Below are 21,204 nucleotides of genomic sequence, written 5' to 3' on the forward strand. Positions count from 1 at the left end.
AGATGAAAAAAGCGGCCGTTCTCAAAGACTATATCGCCATTGCCCGCCCAGACAACTGGGTAAAAAACATATTTATGATCCCAGGGATGCTGTTTGCCCTCTCTGTATTTAAAACGCCCCTTGACGGTAATTTACTTTTCAAAATCATTGCAGGAATCATCAGTACCTGCCTGATTGCTTCGGCAAACTATGTGATCAATGAATATTTAGATGCGGAATTTGACAAGTTCCACCCTTTGAAAAAGAAAAGATCTTTGGTAGTCAGCGAAGTAAACCCTAAGTTGGTTTACCTGGAGTACAGCATTTTAGCAATACTAGGCCTCTTTATCGCTTTTCTCGTTTCCTGGAAATTCCTGATTACCTCCGCATTTCTACTCTTTATGGGCATCATTTATAACGTCCGCCCTTTTAGAAGTAAGGAACGGGTGTTCCTGGATGTCCTATCGGAATCTATTAATAATCCCATCCGCTTTGCATTGGGCTGGTTTATCTTTTCACCTTCATTGGGCATCCCGGATACAAAATGGGATCTGAACTGGATCAACACCTTCCCTCCTGCCAGTATCATTATCGCCTATTGGATGGGTGGTGCATTTTTAATGGCCACGAAGCGATTTGCAGAGTATCGCCTAATTGGCGACCCTGAACTCGCCGGGCAATACCGCAGATCATTTAAATACTATTCGGAGAACAGCCTGTTGGTCTCTATGTTTTTTTACGCCATTACCTGTGCCTTTTTTATGGGAATATTCCTTATTAAAGACCGCATTGAACTATTGGTCAGTTTTCCTTTCTTTGCATTGCTATTTTCCTGGTACCTCAGAATTGGTCTTTTAAATGATTCGCCAGTACAGGGTACTGAAAAATTGCATACCAGAAAGTGGTTTATGCTGTACCTTTTCCTGTTTACCTCTTTATTATGTATCCTGATGTTTGTTGAAATTCCATGGCTACATTGGTTCCTTCAAAATGCCAACAATTACTAAAGCCATTTTATAGATGAAATACGATTATTATGATTTAATTGTGGTAGGTACCGGCTTTGCCTCCACCTTCTTTTTAAAGAAATACCTGGAGAAAAACAAAGGACCTAAAAGAATTCTGGTATTAGATCGGGGTCAGCTTTTCCCTCATGCGGAGCGATTAAAGATCAAAAAAGGAGAGCCTTCTGATTTCGGTCATATGGAAGAACCATGGGAGGATGCGATTATCAATGAAAACAAAGCAAAAAGATGGCCTTTTACCTTAGGATTTGGGGGCTGTTCCAATTGCTGGTGGGGTTGTACACCAAGGTTTATGCCTTCCGACTTCAAAATGAACAGCTTATTCGGCATAGAAAAAGACTGGCCATTGAACTACGATGACCTGGATCCTTATTATTATGAAGCGGAAGAACTGATGTCTATATCGGGACCGGAGGACACTCCATTTCCAAGAAAGGGGAAATACCCCCTTCCTCCGCATACCTTTACGGCAGTCGACAAGATCCTGAACAAAACCTATGGCAATAAATACATAAGTCAGCCTACTGCAAGAGCCAGCAGGCCAACTAAAGGCAGGAATGCCTGTTTTGCCAGTTCTACTTGCGACATCTGTCCGGTTAATGCTAAATTCACTGTTGAAAACAGTGAAATAGGCGTTTATGAAAATGAGCAGATTGAGCTTATTTTTGGTGCCCAGGTTTATAGCCTGCTGAGCGCCGGAAATCAAATCAAAAAAGTCCTGTACGAAAAAGATGGAAAAGATTTTGAGATTGCTGGAGAAGTGATTGTGCTGGGTGCGAACCCAATTTTCAACTCCAATATCCTGCTCAATGCAGGTGATAGCAATGTGTTTACCGGAAAAGGTTTTGGAGAACAACTGGGAATGCAGGTACTCATTTACTTGGACAATATGAAAAATACCGGAGGAAGTACCTGGGTAAATGCGAACGGTTATATGCTATACGATGGAGCGCATCGGAAAGACCATGCAGCCTGCCTGATTGAGACCAATAATGCACCCTATTATATTAGACTGGAGCGAGGAAAATGGTTAAATATGGCTTCTTTCCGAATGCTTTTTGAAGATTTACCATTGGAAGAAAATTTCATTAAACCCTCTGCCAATAAATTAATTCCAAGGGTTAGTTTTACAAAGCGTTCTGATTATACCATGAGAGGTATTGAAAATATGAAAAAGACACTTCCGGGTATCTTATCTTGTTTGCCGGTAGAAAAATTAAAATACCTGGAACCATTTCCTAATGAAGGCCACATTATTGGTGGAACAAGAATGGGGCAAACTGAGGCAGATAGTGTGGTCGATAAACATATGCTACACCACCAATATAGAAATTTGTTTGTGCTGGGCGCCGGTTCATTTACAACCTTTAGTGCTTCCAATCCTACCCTGACCCTCGCAGCACTCTCTTTATATTCCGCAGACCATTCATTCTAAGCTCATGAAAAGAAGAACATTTTTTATCCTTGCAGGCATTTCTACAGGCTTATTGATCCTTCCACCAGCACTATATATTTCTGCACCCCCACTAAGGAAATTCGTGGTACAGATGATTCAAAAGGAACTCCATTACTTAAAACTGGAACCTAATGGCCTGGAAAAATATGTGGATGATTTTTTCAATAGCTCAATCAATGATATGCTGGTCAACTTAAGGTGGAAAACCTTTTATTATTTGAGAATTGGTCCGAATCAATCTGCACAAGTATACGATCTGATTAAATACTATTTATTGTCGACAGATTTCTTCATTTACAAAACCGACGAAAGCAGAACCATCAATTACCTGGGGCTATACAACCCCTATAAAAGTCCGATTCCCAACCCTTATTCCTTCCAGATTTATCCACCGGAAAGCCAGTCAGAATAAATAAGTATTTACAGTTTTCCATTTTTTAACGCATTGGCCGCATATTCGCAAGCCCTTGCAGTAAGCGCCATGTAGGTCAAGGAAGGATTCTGACAAGCAGAAGAAGCCATACAACTTCCATCAGTCACAAATACGTTTTTAACCGCATGAATCTGATTGTAACCATTTAACACAGAGGTCTTCGGATCTCTTCCCATCCTTGCTGTTCCCATTTCATGAACAGTTGCGCCACCCGGTCTGTGGTAATTAAAAATCTGAATGTCCCTGAAACCCGCATCGTTCAACATTTCTCCGGAACTGTACTTGATATCATCCATCATCCGGTCTTCATTCTCCTTAAACTCGAAATCGATCCTCATTTGTGGAAGTCCCCATTTATCTACCTGATGACTATCCAGGCTAACTTTATTCTCATGATAAGGCAAACATTCTCCCCACCCGGCCATCCAGATAGACCATGGCCCAGGACTGGTCAGTCTACTTTTAAACTCTACACCAAAGCCATCTTCTCCGGAACGGTCATTCCATTCCGCACGCTCACCATGACCTTGAATATTGTATCCTCGAACAAAATCCAGATCATTTTCATTTTTAAGGTTCCGATACCTCGGGATCAGAAAACCACTTGGCCTCCTGCCTTTATAATAAGTTTCTTTATAGCCGTCGTAAACGCCATAAGCACCCGAAGAAGAGTGATGGTCCATCAGGTTGTGCCCCAATTCCCCACTATCATTGCCCATCCCATCGGGAAATCTCTTCGACTTAGAATTCAATAAAATCCCTGCAGTTGCAATCGTAGAGGCGTTTAAAAATATAATTTTCGCGTAATAGTTGAAGCTTTCTTTAGTCAGACTGTCTATTACCCTAACTCCTATCGCCTTTTGAAGACGATCATCGTATAAGATCTCTGCAACAATTGAATGAGCGCGTAAAGTTAAGTTTCCAGTGGCAAAAGCGGCAGGAATCGTAGAGCTATTGCTACTGAAATAACCTCCAAAAGGACATCCTCTAGAACACAAGTTTCGATTTTGACAAGGCCCTCTATGGTCCCATCCCTTTGTTAAATTGGCCACTCTCGCGATCGTCAGCAATCTATTCTGGTCATTACGACGAAGCGCATCTCCCAGATGACTTTCTATACAATTCAATTCCATTGCGGGTAAAAATTCCCCATCAGGTAGATGTGAAAGTCCCTCAGGTTTGCCGCTTACGCCTATAAATTTCTCGACATATCCATACCATGGAGCGATATCATGGTAACGTATCGGCCAGTCTACCCCATGTCCATCTTTTAAGTTTGCCTCAAAATCAAGGTCACTCCAACGGTAACACTGTCGTCCCCAAGTGAGTGAACGCCCACCTACCTGATACCCTCTTACCCAATCAAATGGCTTATCCTGAAGGTAAGGATGTTCCGTATCATTCACATAAAAATGTGCATTTCCAGGATCAGAATTTCTGGATTGAACCGGACTTTCTTTAGCTTCCAGTAGCGTATGATTCATCCCGTGTTTAAAATCCCATGGATTCAACATAGCGGTAGGGTAATCTTTGATATGTTGTACTTCTCTACCTCTTTCCAGCAGCAAAGTTTTCATTCCTTTTTTACACAATTCCATTGCTGCCCAACCGCCACTAATTCCTGAGCCAATCACTATGGCGTCGTAAGTAGTACCAGCATCTTTTGACCTATACATATAAAACTATTTTGTTGCCCAGGATCTCTGGTTTTTGGTGAGCGGAATACATGCCTGGAAATTATGGGGAATATAATCGTATTCTAATCCCTTAGTTGCCCCAATTTTTGAAATGCAATATCCCTCAATGGTGAGTTCTTTCAGCTTAACAAAAAAAGGCTGACCTAAAAATTTACGATCAATCTTATTTAAAATATGATAATGATAGGTAGATTTTTTCTCAAAATGCTTTAGGATTGCAATTTTATCATTGATGGAACAATCGGAAAAGCTGGTGTTGTAATTACTTAAAGTATAATCTTTCAGGTCATTTAACCCATAAATAAAATTATTCTGGGTTTTAATATCCGTACATGACTCGATCATATCTACAATAAAAACCTCTACCATGGCATCTTTTGCACCTGGTGTATCTGTTCTGGGGATGATGACCTCAGCTAATTCTGCAATTAAGCCCTGCATATCATGCAGCGTACGATGATCTGGTTTTGCACTTAAGCTAAACCATTTGTATAAAGAAAAAGACGAGATCCCCAATGATGAAAAGACAGCGATACCTTTAATTAGCGTCCTTCTGTTCATTTTAATTTAAATAACCTAAGCATTTCATCGTAAATATATAGATATATTATCAAATTAAGAAAGGAAAATCTACTCCAAAAAATAAGTTTAAACCATTATAAGGCACACTTATTGAGTATTATGGGGTAATTTATTATATTTATTGAAATTTACCGCTAGAATCATTTTAATGAGACCCTTATCTATTCCAAACAATATATCTAAGTTTAACAAAGGACGGGCCGAACTAGAAAAAGAGATCCCAGGTATTGCCGCAAATTTCAAGAGATTACATGCCGAAGATCCACTGATTTCCATCATTATACCTGCATATAATGAGGAAGAGAATATTTTGAAAACCCTGTATTCTCTTTCTTTAACTTCTTCTATGCACCGCATTGAGGTAATTGTGGTGAACAACAATTCCAAAGATGCAACCGAAGCACTCGCCACAGCATGTGGGGTGACTTGCATTACAGAAACCAAACAAGGAATTACCAATGCAAGAAATGGCGGATTGGCCATTGCAAAAGGAACATACATCATCAATGCTGATGCAGATACCATTTATCCTGCGCCATGGATAGACGACATGGTTTCTCCACTGATTAATGATTCCTCAGTATGCCTGACCTACGGTAAATTCTCTTTTATTCCGATTGCAGCAACCCCTAGACTGGTGTATTTCTTTTATGAATATGTATCAGATCTGAACCGCAAAATCTGTCAGCTCTTTAAAGAAGAAGCGCTCAATGTTTATGGATTTAACTCTTCCTGCCGAAGGTTAGAATGTCTTTCCGTAGATGGATTTAATCATCCTGCCGGAACAAATGAAGATGGTTGGCTGGCAATTAAACTCCGGGATAAAGGTTATGGAAAATTCCATTGGGTAACTACCAACAGAAGTATTGTATGGACTACCGATAGAAGGATTCAAATTGATGGCGGAATCTATAAAGCAACTTATGACCGACTGGTGAAAAACCTAAGTTTTACCCATCTACGTAAGAGGAACTAACCTTTTATATTCTTCTTCTACGCTCCTGGTCATCCTGTCGACATTGAATTTTTCGCGAACAGTAGCTCCAGCCTGCTGCCCGAGTCTGTTCCGCAATTCTGTGTTTTCAATCAATAAGGTGATGGTCTCTGCAATTTTATCCGGACTGGCAATAGGGATCAGCAGTCCATTTTCATTAGGATTGATCAGGTCGTTAATCCCATCAATTTCTGTTGCAACAATTGCTTTTTTCATGGCCATAGCCTCTAATAGTGCAATGGGCAAGCCTTCCCAAAGTGAAGGCAAACAAAATATATCTACCGCATGGAGTACATCAGGGATGTCAGTTCTGAAATCCTGAAAAACCACACGGTCATTCAGGTTTAGAGCAGTTGCCAGCTCCAGCATTTCGACTTTTAAGTCTCCATCACCAACGATCAAAAATTTCGCATTCAAATGCGTGGGAACCTTCGCAATTCCGCGTATAAAATTAAGCGGTTCCTTTTGTGCAGTAATTCTGGCAATATATCCGATCAGGACAGCTTCTGGAGCAATATTCAATTCCCCTTTTATGTCCTTAAATGACAGATCAGGATTAAATTTCTGCTGATTGATCCCGTTAAGAATTACAGTAGCATCCTGCATTGGGAATTTCGACTGCCCTTCCTTCAGGTTACTTTGAGAAACACAGATCGTTCTATTTGCCATTTTCACTAAAAACCTTTCACTTAGGGTACGAATCATCTTTACGGTGGAAGATTGATCCGGATGAAATGACCAGCCATGAACAGTATAGATCAATGGGATGCCGAGAGATTTCGCAGTAGAAAAAGTATTGGAATTTGCACGCGTCCCATGTGCATGAATCAGGTCTATTTTTTCCTGCTCCACAATTTTCCTTACCGCTTTCCAGACCTTATAATTGAATGGTTTTTCAGTAGGAACCACATAGACTTTAAATCCATCAGCACGCAATTTTTCCACCATAGGTCCTTCAGTGAAGGATAGAATTACAGATTCAAATTCCGCCTTATTCAACTCATTAACCAAATCTAACACATGAGTTTCTCCTCCACCCACTTTACCTTGTCTGATGGCCTGAAGGATCTTTATTTTTCTTAACATATGCTTAAATAAAATGGGCTGTGGTTAGACTTCATCAATTTTGTGTTCATGGTAATGTACCGTTGCTGTAGAAATTTTATTCGCACGTTTTGCTCTGAATAAAGATAAGATCTGTAAAAAGATGAACATAGGAATTTTGCGCAGTGCATGATACACCACTTTAGGTGCTTTAAAATAATTCAGGGCAATGAAGAAAATCAGGAAAAAACTCAATATGGCAAAGCCCCAAAAAACCAACATGCCCGGCATCAGGAATAAATCGGCTAAAATGCTGAGCCCTGTTAAGCCAACAATGATAAACAAAGGAGGTCTGGAGAAAACCAGCCCACATAAAAACTGATTCCAGTTGAATTTTACCAGACCAATTCCCAGCAATTTAACACCTCTTCCGGCATATTTAAACCAAGTATTGATCCAACGTGCCCGCTGGTTCACCAACTGATCGGGTTTAGAGGTTTTCTCATCATATACAATCGCCTTTTCAGCAAAAGCGATGCGTTCTGCACGGTCTAAAATTGCCATTTGCAGGACTTTATCAAAACCGGCACCTTCGATATTTAAAGACTCCAGGCATTCCCTGTAAAATGCAGTGGTAAAAGCCATTCCAGAACCTGCAAGTGAGGCGGAAGAACCCACATCAAATAACAATTTCCGGTCAATAAAACGATAATACATATCACCAGCCTCATCCAGGCAAGCATAATCTGTATTCAGGTTTTTTGCTTTACGGACACCCTGAACGGCTATAAATCCTCTTGCAAAAAAGGCATTTAGTTCATTCAGATACTCCGGTTCCACCAGATTATCACTGTCGATAATGGTCAGGAATTCATGATCTCTTTTAAAATGCTTTACCGCATAAAAATGTGATTTAGTATTGCTGGCTAAAGTTTCTTCAGGGCGCAGCAGTATCACTTTATCACTATTAAAATCCAGGCCTGTGATGTCACAATTGTCTGCAACTACATAAACCAGGTAATTTTTATAATTCAATTTCAGAATAGAATCTACTACTGAAGGCAGCAAATTGGTCTGCTGATAGGCCGTTACAATGATGGCATAATCGTAGGATTTATTTTCAATAGTCGCAGCCGGTAAATCCTTTTTCTTATTAAAATGAAGTAAATACAATATCAGAGGCAAGATCAAATGAACCCCAACCAACACTTGCAATACCACAAAAATAAAGTATAAAACCTCCATATTAAAACCCGTTATCACCAGCCTTAGGCCATTTATTTTAGAACAATTAGCTTGTAGATCGCTCCTTCTGAACCAATCCTATTGCATTATATATTTCTGCCACACTATTTTCCCAGGTATGCTCCAAGGCAAAACCTCTCCTTGAAGTGTGCAGTTCCTGACTATCATTTTCCAATGCGAGCGCTACCATACTTACATAGTCCTCTTTAGATTCCGCAAGATAAACGAAATCGCTAAAAGTTTCCATCGCTTTTGTAGCGGTAGCAACTACGGGTTTCCCCATTGCCAGATATTCATCAATTTTTCTTGGATAATTACCAATGGTTACCTCATTTACCAACTGCGGATTGATACATACATCAAAAGCATTGATATAATCCGGTAAATCGGCAATTGGTTTAATCCCTGTAAAAAGCACATTTGGAATACCATGAAGCACACTGTTTTTAAAAACCTCGTCTTCAGGGCCTACCAACACAATATTCCATTCCGGTCTGGACAATGCCAGATGCGAAATAATTTCAATATCCAGGCGAATGCTTTGCAAGGCACCTACATAACCAATTACTGGTCCCTTCAGTGCTGCAATATCTGCAGGAGCCTGCTTTTCCGGATCCTCCACAAAGATATCCAGGTCGCAACCCTGTCCAACGTAATAGGAATGAGGATTAAACTGTTTACAATAGTCTGCCAAAAAAGTAGAATTGGCCACACATAGGTCATTGCTGGCAATAAGTTTCGGCTCCAACTCCTCACCGTGTTTTTTCCAATAATCCACTGCCACCATATAATCTCTGGAGTAGTAAATACTCAGATCCGGCTTTAAGAGCTTATTAAGGTAGAAGCCTTTAAACATTTCATTATCGTTGAAAAGGATGATATCTTGAAAATTCAACCTTTTCAAAGCCTTTTCAATTGATCCGGCAAGCTTTTTATTGTTTCTTAAGTTCAGGAAAGAAAACACCTTGGTACTACCGATCCAGTTAATGGATTCTACCATTTTATCCGGGTAAAAATTCCATAGGTTATCCTGAATGGGAATCAGGTTTTCTGCTTTCCCTTGAATCACCTCCAATCGTTTCCTGATCTTGGCATCTTGTTTATTTCTGTACAGGGTAATCCTATCTAATGGAGAATTGATATAAAGCACACGGTTATGTTTGCTAAATTCCAATGCAATATTTTTACAGTTGCTGCCAATCTCCGTATCCCATGGCTGTTGTCCAATGACTACAATATCCCTGTTTTTGATCATTTCACCCATCTATCCTTAAATTTTCCGTAGATATAATGCCGAATAACAGTTGAGGTAACGATAAACAGTTCTCAGATTTCTGATGAAAAAGTTGTCACTATTTCTCCATTTATCCCTGGTCATTGTACTCGGTTCCGATTCAGAATTCAGCTGTTCTAAAGCCGATTTATGTTGTTCATAGAAAAAAGCCTTGCCTTTATTCCTTAAGAAAGACATCATCATTGAGAATTCCGTTTTATCCCCGGAAACTCCTTCCTTATAACGTCCGAACTTTTGAAAGAAGGTGCTTCTTCTCAAATGAGGATGGTCACTGTAATAAGCAAATTTATCTAATCCGGGATACCACCATTTAAACAGCATTTCTGAGAATCCATCGCGACAAGTTTTCAGGTAAGGATATTTAGAATAGGCATAAAAACGCACCATATCAAAATCAGCATTTTCTTTCAATAAAGAAAGGCCGTTTTTAAGCTTTTCAGCGAAGCCTTCCAATGGGATGAAATCTTCCTGAATATAGAGCGTATAAGGTGTTTTAACTGCATCCTGACCTTTATTCAGGTTATTACCCAAGCCTTTGTTTACCGGACCTGTAAGCAGCTCAAAATCATAAGTATTTTGTAAAGAGCGAATGTAGGCTACATGCTCAGCAGAACTGCTGTCATCCGCTACCACAATCGAGTTAAAAGAACAATTCGCTTTTTTTATTTCCGACAGCAGTCGTTCCAAAGACCTGCTACGGTTATAATGGGTAATCATTAACGAGACGTCATCAAAGCGCTCAACTGTTGCTATCATAATTATAAATTAAATGCTGGAAGGATTGACCCGCTCCCAGATGCCCGATTCCGGATTATATTGTTTAATTACCCTTGCCGGGTTACCTACTGCCACGCTAAATGGAGGAATGTCTTTTGTCACCACACTTCCTGCACCAATGATACAATGTTTACCTAAGGTTACACCAGCAGTTATCACTGTATTCGAACCTACCCATACATCATCATTAATAATAATCTGTTTACAGGTTTCTTTTTGTCTCCTTGGCGAGATCGTCGGATCTTCATAACCATGGTTCAAAGCAGAAATCACAATATTTTGAGCAAGCATCACCTCATTACCAATAGTTACAGGCCCAATCACCACATTCCCAAGCCCAATAATCGTTTGATCCCCAATAATCACATCCCCAACCCCATTGTTAATGGTTGCAAAATCTTCAATAACAGATTTAGTCCCCAGTTTAAATTGATTGTAGGGAAATACATCCATTCTTGTTCTACTCCTGATGATAGATGACTTTCCTCTTTTATGGATAAATGGATTCACAAACCATCGTACCCATAGTCTCGGACGATGTTCATTCGAAGGGATCATCAGTTTCAAGGCCAGCTGTTTCAGGGCAGGATTAGATTTTATCTTTTCAACTATAGACATCAATGCTAAAATTTAGTTTTCATTTTTCTTTTTCCCTTTGAAAAACCCAATCAAAAAGCAAATCAAAGCCGGAATAGCGAATATCTCGTATGGCATTATAGTAGTTTTTGTGTTAAACTATTTTTTTGTTGATTCCTTAATTCTTCTTCAATTTTCGGGCTGATAAATACCAATACCCAGGAAATGTAGACCACAAAAGAGGAAGGTGCTGTATTGATTACCTCATTGGCATAGCTACAGAATAAAATACCTGCATAGCCTGAAGTCAAGGCCATTGTTTTTATTCTCAACACCTTGTCCTCCGTTTTCCAAACAATGCCACAACATTTCCCCAGAATATACATCATGATACAGAACCAGAGTATAAAACCTACAATTCCATACATTGCCCACACCTTTACCCAATAACTATCTGGTTGCACCGTGGAAAGGAATTTATCTTTATTATAGACCTCACCCCATACTCCGATCACGCCCAGACCACCACCAAAAGGTCTGCTGGCCAGGTAAGTTCTTAGAATTTTCTGATTTTCCAGACGCACATTCAGCGAAGCCTCCTTTGGATCCAATGCTGATCTCAACCTTAGAATCTGGTAATTTCCATCACCAATACTGGTATATTTCAGGAAGCCGATGAAAGCAAGCGCCACCATTCCGCCAACAATCATCACCTTAAACTTCTTACTCAACACCAATGCCAGCATCAATCCAATAATTAAAGCGAACAATGCTCCACGGGTACCTGAAATAAGCATTCCGTAAATCATGATCATTGATGCAATTAACAACAAGCCCCTTTTCCACCATTTAAAGGGACCTAGCGCCAGGATCAATGCGATCAAAGCAATATGGGCCTGTGAAGCACCAAACTGACCGGCATCACTATAAAAAGAAAAGACCCTTAACTTTCCCCAAATCAGGTGAGTATTAGCACCTCCCTCGTCTAAGAAACGTTGTTCTCCAGGAGAAAGACCGATGTACTGTTGTTTAAGTCCATTGAAAGAAGCGAGTAAGGAAAGTCCAATGATCAGGTAAAGAAAGGTATTTAAATCCTGGTTTTTCTTCAATAAAAGAAAGGCCAATGGCACTACTAAGAAAGGATATAGGGCTGCTGCTCTGATCTCTTGCAACCAGCCCTGTGGACTGGCGCCGGCTGGGTTTCCCAGTTGCAGGATACTCACAATCAGCCAAACGGTCAATAGCCAGACAAAATCATTGTTCAGGTTCTTCCATTCATACCTGTCAGCAGTAAAGATGACGGTGAGCCAACCCAACAATAAGATCCCCTCTTGCAAGGTTCCATAAGGGAATCCACCTACCTCCCTACCTAAGATACCAAAGGTAAAGACATAGAATACGAGCATCCATATGGCCATAGTAGGCTCCTTAATGAAAGAAATCTGCATGGCGATGAGGCAGGAAATCGCAATAACTAAAACTGGTGCGATTACCCCAACATTCACCACAAATACGGAAGTACAGAGACAAATGAATATTACAAGAGAGATCACTGTAATATTCAATTTATTGCGCTGCTTGGATCCGGGTGTACTGTGCATTTAAAATCTGTTAAAAAATCTAATCATTAAAGGTAGGAACCTAAAATTAAGATTTAGTTTTTACTGTTCGTCCGAATTTTATTCAGAACCCATCCCAATAATCCTGGTTGTTCTTTTAGATATTCAAGAGCGTCCCTGTCTGTATCAGAAATCACACCGCCTACTTCAAAAACAATCAAACTCTTTTCTGTGAACATCATCCACTCCTTAGCAATATTAAGGTCTCTCATGCTATTGATGTCAATAATAATCAGGTCAAACTCTTCTCTTAAAATTTCGAAACCTGCTTTCAGGTTCTTATTGCTTTGCAATTCTAAAAGAGAAGTATTGTCGTTGTTTTTGTTCAGTACCGTGATCAGGTCCTCAGTACGAATTTCTTTCTTCACCAAAAAGGTCTCAAAATTCTCCCTTGTCACCAGTTCTTTGGTATTACTGGATTCCGGCGTATGCGTTTCCCCACCAATCAGCAGAATTTTCTTGCCAGTCATGGCAAAAGCCTGCGCTAAACTGGAAGCAAGGAAAGATTTTCCTTCTCCTTCACCAAGACTGGTAATGCCGAGGATTTTACTATCATCCGCCTCCATATGGTTTGAAATCTCTAACCTAATGGACCTCAACAAATTCTTATAGGCGATATAATCAGGATTATTGGCATCATTCCAAATGCTTTTAATTGATTTCCCCTGTACATCTACTAAAGTCAGGTTTCCAATAACTGGTAGGCTAGAAGCTTGTTCCAATTGCTTAGGCGTATAAATGCTATTGTCAAGAAAGAATAGTCCAACAACTGCCATAAAGCATAAAGAGAAACTTCCAATTCCGGAAAGCGCCAAATAAATCAGTGCCTTTGAAGGTTCTGGTGTACCGATTAATCCATATTGTGCGATGTTTAACTTTAATCCGATATTCTGTTCCGTTCTGGTTTGATTGTAACGATTTAAAGCTTCCATATAATCCTTAGTCGCCAGATCTGCATCTCTTTCATAATTCTGAATTCCTGCATCAAAAGGCACCATTTTATTATACTTACCTCTCAACATTGCCAATTCTCTGTCAATAGAGGCGATACTGCTTTTCGCCTGATCAGTTGCAATTTGCAAGGCAGCTCTTTGTTGAATCAGGTTTTGCTTTGAAGCTGTAGGATCCGTGATGTTACTGTCGGAGTTACGGGCAGTCATCGTATTCAGAATATTGGTCAGGGAATCGATCTTACGTTTATCAGATTGCTTAAACCCACCATCAATATAACGGTCGTTCGCCGTTTTAAGTTGGTTTTTAAGGTTTACAATATCTCTATTTTCCGACACTACATTTCCACCAACATAAGGGTCAATCCCTCTCAGTTTAGCTTCAATTGCAGCGATAGCCCCCTGATTAGACTGAATCGATCGGATGGCCTGTGCTTTAAGTTCTTCATTCTGTGAAATCTGACTGTACACAATTTCACTTTGTTTATCCAGGTTCAAGACTCCATTAGCCATCTTGAAATTCCTCAATGCCTCATTTTTCTGATTCATTACCTCTTCTTTCTTGCGCAGCAAGGAATCCAGCAATACAATCGAGTTGTTCTGATTGAAATTTACATCCAGGGTATAGTTCGAAATGAACTCTTTAGCCAGCGTATTCACCACATAAGCAGAAAGCTCTGGATTTTCAGAAGTAAATTTCACTGTAATAAAGTCACTCCCATCCCCATGATAGATGTTCAGTTTCTTGTTAAGCGCCTGATCATCATAGCCCATAGAAGCTACAATATCATACAAGGGATATTTATCTTTGTTATCCGAAATAGTCAACACAGTTTTTTTCTCCATCTTACTTTTCAGTAAGTCAATCACCTCCTTTTTTTGAGGCGCGGTTAAAGAGTCAACTTTTTGGCTATACTTTTTAAATGCGGACTGAGGATTTTCCAGGTCATGAAGGGTCAGAGTATAAGAAAGAATACTCATGATTTTCTTCATTTTCATCTTTTCCATAATATTGGAAAACTGCTGACTGGTCTGGAAATAATCCCTTCCTTGTCCACCTTCAGTATATACCTGCTTCGACTGATCCACTAATCCTGTAGAAATCTGGGCTTCGGAGCTATATTCTTTGGGCATATTTTTCACCATGAAGTACGTTATTGCTACTGCAACAATCGGCACTAAAATGATCAGCCACTTGTATCGGTTTAAATGTTTAAAAAAAGCCTTAAAATCCATTGAACTAAAATAATGATATATTTTTTTTATTTAACGTCTGATAATTTCATACCAATGATCTCTTCTAAAGCATCTTTTGCAGTTAAAAGGCTCACTTCGGATTGAATTTTAGAAGTCAGCGCAGAAGACAAATTAATTCTGGATTGGTTATAAGTATCTAATGAGATTTCACCTTTCTCAAATTTATATTTCAAGTTATCAGCCACGTTTTTGTTGTCCTGCACGCTTTGTGTGTTGATTTTCAACTGAGTGATTTGTTGAATATAAGCATAATATCTTTTCTTTACTTCCACAACAAGGGTATTGCCATACTCTTCGGCTTCCAATTTCGCAATTTTATATTCTGCTTTAGCACGTTTACCCAGGTATGGTTTAGCTAAAAATGAACCTAGATTTAAGTTAATACCTAATTGTACACCATTCACCGAGTAAGGATTGGCATTTGGAACACCTGGAGCGGTAATTACCGGATTATTATCTGGTCTGTAAAAGTAAGAAGCACTAAAAATGTCAAGATACGACAAAGTATTGATTGGAATGGCGGTATGCGCACCCTCTACCCTAGTGTCTAAAAGTTGCTTTCTAGGGAAATTTTGACGGGCTAAAGTAATATATTTCTCCAGATCTTTATAGTTTACCTCGCCGATAATAGATTCCTGAGCAAAGGTATCAAGGCTAAAGAACATTAGTAAAGCCAACGTGAGTTTAAAGAAAGTTTTCATATTCTGATTCGTTAATAAGATTGTTAATTTTTAATTGAGGTTTTTAGGTTATACTTCTTCCTTTTGAATTAAAGCAGGAATCGTTTTTAATATAATTTTAAGGTCGAGCAAGATCGAGTAGTTGTCAGCATAATAGTTATCCAGTTCTTTACGTTCCGTTTCAGACATATCTTTCTTACCTCTTTTGCTGATTTGCCATAAACCGGTTAAACCTGCAGGTCCCAAAAATCTGGTAGACCATTCATTGGTGGTCAATTGCTCTGCTTCATACAAAGGCAATGGACGGTTACCTACCAGCGACATATCTCCAATGAAAACATTGATCAGCTGTGGCAGCTCATCAATACTTGTTTTCCTCAAAAAGGCTCCTAATTTGGTAATTCTTGGATCGTCTTTAAATTTCACAAAAGCGGCTTTGCCGTTCTTTTTATCAGACTCATTGGCATATTGGTTCAGATTGGCGATTGAGTCCAGCATTTTATCTGCATCACTTCGCATGGATCGGAATTTATAAAAGTCGAAAATGCGATAACCAGCACCTACGCGTTTACTTTTGTAAATTACCGGGCCTTTAGATTCCAGTCGGATCAGTATCGCGACTACAATAAATAATGGAAATAAGAACAACAGGGCCATCCCTGATGCAATCACATCAAACGCGCGTTTAGCGAATGGTGTTTGGTATTCTACCTCTACCTGTTGGGCGAGCTCCATTAATTTAGGTTTGATTAACTTAAATTTAACTAAAAAATTCAGTCTTTCACAAAAATCTTCTAAAGGAAATGGATAGGTATAATAATCATTTACCTTCAGGTCTAATGCTTGTTTTCTCCAGTTTTTATCTTCTTTAATTCCGAGTAAAACGATAATCAAACCATGAAGCAATGGGTTTTTCTTAATTTCCCGGATTTGATCAAAGCAATTTTTATTGTCATCTACTTCGATTAAGATAATATCCGGTAATGTTAATAAGGATTGCTGATCCAGGTATCTTTTGAAATCTTCCGGATCATCCATTTGCTCTACATTGGCATCAAACTCCTCAGAAATCACACTTTTAAGGAGTTTCCCAAAATGCACAATTTTAGCATTTATTTGAGGACGATTAATTGTAGACGTGTTCATTATGCGATAAGTTGAGCAATTTGAGTTTTTAAGGTTGCCGGATTAAATGGTTTTTCCAGATAACTGTCTATTTTAAACGGCATATTTTTTACTTTTTCAGCAAGATCCTCAGCACCTGACAACAGGATTACCGGAGTATTTCTATAAAAGCCGCTGATTTTAAGATTTCTAATTAAAGAACTTCCATCAAAATAAGGCATCATTAAATCAGAGATAATCAAATCCGGGTCATTACCTTCTTCTAACCAGGCAATAGCCTCTATCCCACTCTTTTTGATGATTAAATCGTAATCTGCAGCTAAAATAAAACTCAACAACTTAAGAATACTTAGTTCGTCATCTACAATTAATATACTTTTTTTGTGACCGTTTTTACCTTCCATGTATTCTTTAGTATGCGTCTTACCTGCACTCCACAACAAAAATTTATCCAAATATGGATAATGATCCGTTTCTGGGGCACTGGTTGTACTATTGTTGTTACTGATTTTATCTGTAAACATAATGCTTTTTCTAGTTAAACCTTTAATTAAACTTCCTTTGATTAAAAAAAAGCAGGAATCACCACATTCAGTATTTCGGTTCAGCTCAATTATTTAATATTGATCACAAACGTCTGCTTACGACTCTCACCCTCAGTCCACTTATTCAATTCATTAGAGACTATCCTTCCAAAGGAGTCCATAACCAAAACCCTAATCTTTTGATCTTCTTTAGATACCACTTCTGTTTTCAGATCTACATCACCAGAATAGTAAAACGCCATGTCATTACTACCCTTGTCAATCCCCACACTATATTCTTTATTGTTGATCTGATAATTCACTTCACATTTATTGCATTCTACCCTCAAAAGGCCTTCACGCTTTAAAATTACCTGAGAAAGACTATCCAAAGAATTATCCTTCTTACAGCTACTTAGTGCCACAACAATAAATAATAATAAAGGATATATTGCTTTCATTTTCCTGTAGTTTTCTAAGCTATTAAAGGAAAAAACCAAGCCAAGCCTTTATTTTGAGGAAATGAAGCTAAAAATAAAGCAATAAACTAAGATGCAAGCCAATTGAGCGCCATTTTCGATATTGAAAATATTATTGATGATTTCATAAACTTCTAATAAAGGTGGTTTATTTTCCCAATAAACGCCCCATTGTGGGCATTTTTCTACAATAGTTAAAGCGGCATTATGAGGCTTACACAAGTATCCTATTTGTCCATTAAAGCATCTGGTTCAGCAGGACTATTTGCCCGCCCCAGGTCATTCTCCCCATCTGGATTCCCAGTAACCCGCTCATGGTCACTATTCAAATAACTGTTAAATGAAAAATCCTCAGAAGAGCCATCAGCATCCAAGCCAAGGTTATTTCTTTCTTCATAAATTCTGCTTTTACGTCGATATTTCTTATCCTCCATAACGATATTTTTTAATTGTTCTTTTTCTTTTTCCAGGTTAGCCCATTCCTTAGCGCTCTTTTCAATGTCTTAGCTCTGTATTCTTACATTTCCTCTTCATTTAATTTTCCATCAAAAATTCCGCTTCCCACTGCAACTTCAGTCAGGGGATTTAAGCACGATAAAGGTTGCCCATCATCGGGAAAGGAAATCAAATTGAGCAGCCCCTTCTTCGGGCAATGACACCAAGCGATGAACAAGTCCCTCTAATATAGGTTTTAACAAAATAAAATTTCTTGAATTTAAAATATCCTCCACCCTTATTTTAAGATTTTGATATTAATGTTCAATTCATTATTTTCACATCGAAATATATATATAATAATATGCGTACAACAGGAAAAGTTAAATGGTTTAATTCTGCAAAAGGATTTGGATTTATAACTCCAGAAGATGGAGGAAAAGATATTTTCGTACATTTTTCTGCGATTGCAGGAGATTCATTCAGAGAATTGAATGAAGGAGACAACGTAGAATTCGAATTGAATGAAGGAAAAAAAGGTCCTGAGGCTTCAAACGTAACCGTTCTTTAGTCTTAACATTCATTTTACAAAGGGGGTATGCTCAGGCATTACCCCTTTTTTTATTTACAAAACATCCTTCCGATGGAAAGCAACTCAATAGTTCAAAAGAAACAAACCATTAGTATACTTGGTTGTGGCTGGTACGGATTAGCAATGGCTAAACGACTGGTCGCCGAAGGTTATACCGTAAAAGGATCCAGCACCAGTCCTGATAAACTGGAACTTCTCTCCTCTTTATCAATCCTGCCATTTCTACTGAACTTTCAGGAGCATAGCGTAGAAAGTGATCCCGACTTTTTCCATACCGATATTTTATTGATTGCCATCCCCCCCAAAAGAAGTAGTTCAGAACAGTCTTCTTTCCCGGGGAAGATCAAAAAAATTGCGGCTCTGGCCTCATCACAAAAAATACCTCAAGTCATTTTTATCAGTTCTACTGCGGTGTATGCTGATGCTAATGCTGAAATCACAGAATCTACACCGGCCCAGCCTGATACCGAATCAGGAAAAGCAATACTGGAGACAGAACAATTATTAGCATCAAACCCTTCATTTTCCACTACCATCCTTCGTTTCGCCGGACTCATAGGCCCTGGAAGAAATCCAGGAAGGTTCTTTGCCGGAAAGCAGGACATTCCTAATGGACAAGCCCCGGTTAACCTCCTACACCAGGAAGATTGTGTTGAATTCACCCTGACTCTGATCCAGCAGGCTGCATTTGGACGAATTTACAATGTCTGCAGCCCGGATCACCCCAGCAAACAAGAGTTCTACGTTAAAGCCGCGCAACAATCTGGTCTTCCCCTACCTAGCTTCCAGGATGAGCTATTAAAATGGAAAATTATTTCCAGTACAGCCAATTCTACCCTAAATTACCAATACCGGATCGCTGATTTTTCTAAATGGATGGATACTGATCACTTATAAATTGATATATTGCTGCATTAAAGGAACACCGGAACTATGAAATTGACCATTTGGGGAGCAGCGAGACAGGTAACAGGGAGTATGCATCTGCTGGAATTAGAGAATTACAAAATACTCGTAGACTGTGGTCTGGACTATGAGAAAGACACCTATCAGGAAGAGAATCAGTATTTTCCTTTTGATCCTTCGAGCATAGATGTCGTAATTCTTACCCATGCACATATTGACCATTCCGGAAATCTACCTACTTTAATCAGGATGGGTTTTGAAGGTCAAATATTATGTACCCCGCCTACCGCAGACCTCAGCGAATTGCTTTTACTCGATTCTGTTAATATTTTTTTAAACAAACAAAGCACAAGAACTAAAGGCCGCAGAAAAAGAGGTCCAGGTCCACAGCCACTTTATCTACATAAGCATGTCATGGATACGGTAGATCGTTTTGTGACGGTTGGTTTTCATAAGGCCTTCCGCCTTAATCCGGAGGTATCTTTGGAATTCATTCCTGTTGGACACCTACTCGGTGCCGCAGCGGTAGTTTTGACCTTGCAAGATCAGGGCATTACTAAGAAGATTGCTTTTACAGGTGATATTGGCCGCAGCAATTACCCTGTGTTGGGGGATCCTGAAAGGATTCCTGAGGTCGATTATCTCGTTTCTGAATCCACTTATGGCGGCAGGCTACACAGCACAGAAATGAGTCTGGAGCAAAAGCTGATCAACACCATTCAGGAATCCTGCATCAAATCTCCTGGCCGACTGATCATTCCGGCCTTTAGTATTGGCAGAACTCAGGCCTTGGTATTTGCCTTAAATCAAATCTTTAGTAAGGGCTTACTTCCTTATGTGAAAATATTTGTAGATAGCCCCTTAGCAGAATCTGCCACCAATATTTACCGCAAGCACCATAACCTATTAAACCAGGAAGCTCAGGAATTTTATAAACGCGAAGGTGATCAGTTTGAATTTGAAGGCCTCTCTTATGTGCATGACAAACGAGAGAGTATTTCCATTTCGAACTACCATGAGCCATGTATCATCATTTCTTCTGCCGGTATGTTGGAAGGAGGAAGAATACAGGATCACCTTTATTATAATATACAAAACTATTATTGCACTATATTATTCATTGGATATTGCTCAAAAGGAACCTTAGGCCACCGCTTACTTCGTGGTGATTCTATCGTCAGGCTCCGAAACCGGGACTTGATGGTCTATGCAAGCATTCAAAAAACAGATCTTTTAAGCGGTCACGGGGATCATCAAGACTTGTTGAATACTGTAAAACAACAGGATTCCTCGAAATTAAAACAGGTCTTTTTAGTGCATGGCGAAGATAAAAGCATAGAAAGTCTGGCGCAAGCGCTTCGGGAAATCGACTATAAAGTCAGTATTCCGGAACTCGGGGAAGTCTTCGATTTATAGTTATTGTACTAAATATTATACACAAAATCCAAGTCTTGCTCCCATAACATAGAAAATTCTATTTTTTCTAAAAAGGTAATAACTGACTCATTATTAAGGAATTCATAATTAATCTAGCA

The 21,204-nt window shown here is 39.2% G+C and carries 21 protein-coding genes; 7 read left to right on the forward strand and 14 right to left on the reverse strand.

Annotated features, from left to right (window positions below):
• Positions 1 to 2: 2 nt before the first annotated feature.
• The 3 genes from R2S10_RS06235 to R2S10_RS06245 are packed head-to-tail and all read left to right on the forward strand — an operon-like array spanning position 3 to position 2,872.
• Positions 3 to 986: a UbiA prenyltransferase family protein gene (locus tag R2S10_RS06235; RefSeq protein WP_316839583.1), complete on the forward strand. Its 984-nt coding sequence runs from the start codon at positions 3 to 5 to the stop codon at positions 984 to 986.
• Positions 987 to 999: 13 nt separating this feature from the next.
• Positions 1,000 to 2,439, forward strand: a complete 1,440-nt coding sequence (locus tag R2S10_RS06240) for a GMC oxidoreductase (protein ID WP_316839584.1) — start codon at positions 1,000 to 1,002, stop codon at positions 2,437 to 2,439.
• A 4-nt stretch (positions 2,440 to 2,443) separates the two neighbouring features.
• Entirely contained in the window at positions 2,444 to 2,872 is a 429-nt protein-coding gene (locus R2S10_RS06245; protein ID WP_316839585.1) for a hypothetical protein, read from the forward strand.
• Between the two features lie 8 nt (positions 2,873 to 2,880).
• On the opposite strand, the gene R2S10_RS06250 is transcribed toward R2S10_RS06245, so the two are convergent.
• Together R2S10_RS06250 and R2S10_RS06255 are read right to left on the reverse strand one after the other, a co-directional pair.
• Complete coding sequence (locus R2S10_RS06250; RefSeq protein WP_316839586.1) at positions 2,881 to 4,569, reverse strand: GMC family oxidoreductase; 1,689 nt, start codon at positions 4,567 to 4,569, stop codon at positions 2,881 to 2,883.
• Positions 4,570 to 4,575: 6 nt separating this feature from the next.
• Positions 4,576 to 5,151, reverse strand: a complete 576-nt coding sequence (locus tag R2S10_RS06255) for a gluconate 2-dehydrogenase subunit 3 family protein (RefSeq protein ID WP_316839587.1) — start codon at positions 5,149 to 5,151, stop codon at positions 4,576 to 4,578.
• 169 nt (positions 5,152 to 5,320) lie between these two features.
• Between R2S10_RS06255 and R2S10_RS06260 the strand changes: the two genes are divergently transcribed.
• A complete protein-coding gene (locus R2S10_RS06260; RefSeq protein WP_316839588.1) occupies positions 5,321 to 6,148 on the forward strand; it encodes a glycosyltransferase family A protein in 828 nt (275 codons plus the stop codon).
• On the opposite strand, the gene R2S10_RS06265 is transcribed toward R2S10_RS06260, so the two are convergent.
• The 12 genes from R2S10_RS06265 to R2S10_RS06320 all read right to left on the reverse strand — a co-directional run bounded on the left by R2S10_RS06265 (position 6,131) and on the right by R2S10_RS06320 (position 18,170).
• Positions 6,131 to 7,252 (reverse strand): glycosyltransferase family 4 protein, encoded by a 1,122-nt coding sequence (locus R2S10_RS06265; protein ID WP_316839589.1) that lies wholly within the window; start codon positions 7,250 to 7,252, stop codon positions 6,131 to 6,133. The two genes, R2S10_RS06260 and R2S10_RS06265, sit on opposite strands and share 18 nt — an antisense overlap.
• Positions 7,253 to 7,276: 24 nt before the next feature.
• A complete protein-coding gene (locus R2S10_RS06270; protein ID WP_316839590.1) occupies positions 7,277 to 8,455 on the reverse strand; it encodes a glycosyltransferase in 1,179 nt (392 codons plus the stop codon).
• A gap of 46 nt (positions 8,456 to 8,501) precedes the next feature.
• Complete coding sequence (locus tag R2S10_RS06275; protein WP_316839591.1) at positions 8,502 to 9,719, reverse strand: glycosyltransferase; 1,218 nt, start codon at positions 9,717 to 9,719, stop codon at positions 8,502 to 8,504.
• Positions 9,720 to 9,725: 6 nt separating this feature from the next.
• Positions 9,726 to 10,505: a glycosyltransferase family 2 protein gene (locus tag R2S10_RS06280; RefSeq protein ID WP_316839592.1), complete on the reverse strand. Its 780-nt coding sequence runs from the start codon at positions 10,503 to 10,505 to the stop codon at positions 9,726 to 9,728.
• Positions 10,506 to 10,514: 9 nt separating this feature from the next.
• On the reverse strand, positions 10,515 to 11,144 hold the full coding sequence (locus R2S10_RS06285) for an acyltransferase (RefSeq protein WP_316839593.1): 630 nt from the start codon (positions 11,142 to 11,144) through the stop codon (positions 10,515 to 10,517).
• Between the two features lie 95 nt (positions 11,145 to 11,239).
• The gene (locus R2S10_RS06290; protein WP_316839594.1) at positions 11,240 to 12,703 is read right to left on the reverse strand and encodes an O-antigen ligase family protein; all 1,464 of its coding nucleotides are present in this window, start codon (positions 12,701 to 12,703) and stop codon (positions 11,240 to 11,242) included.
• 53 nt (positions 12,704 to 12,756) lie between these two features.
• A complete protein-coding gene (locus R2S10_RS06295) occupies positions 12,757 to 14,907 on the reverse strand; it encodes an exopolysaccharide transport family protein (protein WP_316839595.1) in 2,151 nt (716 codons plus the stop codon).
• Positions 14,908 to 14,933: 26 nt separating this feature from the next.
• Positions 14,934 to 15,629: a TolC family protein gene (locus R2S10_RS06300; protein ID WP_316839596.1), complete on the reverse strand. Its 696-nt coding sequence runs from the start codon at positions 15,627 to 15,629 to the stop codon at positions 14,934 to 14,936.
• A 48-nt stretch (positions 15,630 to 15,677) separates the two neighbouring features.
• On the reverse strand, positions 15,678 to 16,754 hold the full coding sequence (locus R2S10_RS06305) for a sugar transferase (RefSeq protein ID WP_316839597.1): 1,077 nt from the start codon (positions 16,752 to 16,754) through the stop codon (positions 15,678 to 15,680).
• Complete coding sequence (locus R2S10_RS06310) at positions 16,754 to 17,257, reverse strand: response regulator (RefSeq protein ID WP_316839598.1); 504 nt, start codon at positions 17,255 to 17,257, stop codon at positions 16,754 to 16,756. The genes R2S10_RS06305 and R2S10_RS06310 overlap by 1 nt, the downstream gene beginning before the upstream one ends.
• 89 nt (positions 17,258 to 17,346) lie before the next feature.
• The gene (locus R2S10_RS06315) at positions 17,347 to 17,682 is read right to left on the reverse strand and encodes a hypothetical protein (protein ID WP_316839599.1); all 336 of its coding nucleotides are present in this window, start codon (positions 17,680 to 17,682) and stop codon (positions 17,347 to 17,349) included.
• 281 nt (positions 17,683 to 17,963) lie between these two features.
• Positions 17,964 to 18,170 carry a hypothetical protein gene (locus R2S10_RS06320; protein ID WP_316839600.1) on the reverse strand — a complete coding sequence of 69 codons (207 nt, stop codon included), beginning with the start codon at positions 18,168 to 18,170 and terminating at the stop codon, positions 17,964 to 17,966.
• A gap of 365 nt (positions 18,171 to 18,535) precedes the next feature.
• On the opposite strand from R2S10_RS06320, the gene R2S10_RS06325 reads away from it, so the two are divergent.
• The 3 genes from R2S10_RS06325 to R2S10_RS06335 all read left to right on the forward strand — a co-directional run bounded on the left by R2S10_RS06325 (position 18,536) and on the right by R2S10_RS06335 (position 21,085).
• The gene (locus R2S10_RS06325; RefSeq protein WP_316839601.1) at positions 18,536 to 18,742 is read left to right on the forward strand and encodes a cold-shock protein; all 207 of its coding nucleotides are present in this window, start codon (positions 18,536 to 18,538) and stop codon (positions 18,740 to 18,742) included.
• Between the two features lie 72 nt (positions 18,743 to 18,814).
• Positions 18,815 to 19,660: an SDR family oxidoreductase gene (locus tag R2S10_RS06330; protein ID WP_316839602.1), complete on the forward strand. Its 846-nt coding sequence runs from the start codon at positions 18,815 to 18,817 to the stop codon at positions 19,658 to 19,660.
• A 36-nt stretch (positions 19,661 to 19,696) separates the two neighbouring features.
• Complete coding sequence (locus tag R2S10_RS06335; protein WP_316839603.1) at positions 19,697 to 21,085, forward strand: MBL fold metallo-hydrolase; 1,389 nt, start codon at positions 19,697 to 19,699, stop codon at positions 21,083 to 21,085.
• The last annotated feature ends 119 nt before the right edge of the window (positions 21,086 to 21,204 follow it).

Origin of the sequence: Pedobacter gandavensis, assembly GCF_032678745.1 — a bacterium.
GTDB classification, from domain to species: domain Bacteria; phylum Bacteroidota; class Bacteroidia; order Sphingobacteriales; family Sphingobacteriaceae; genus Pedobacter; species Pedobacter gandavensis_C.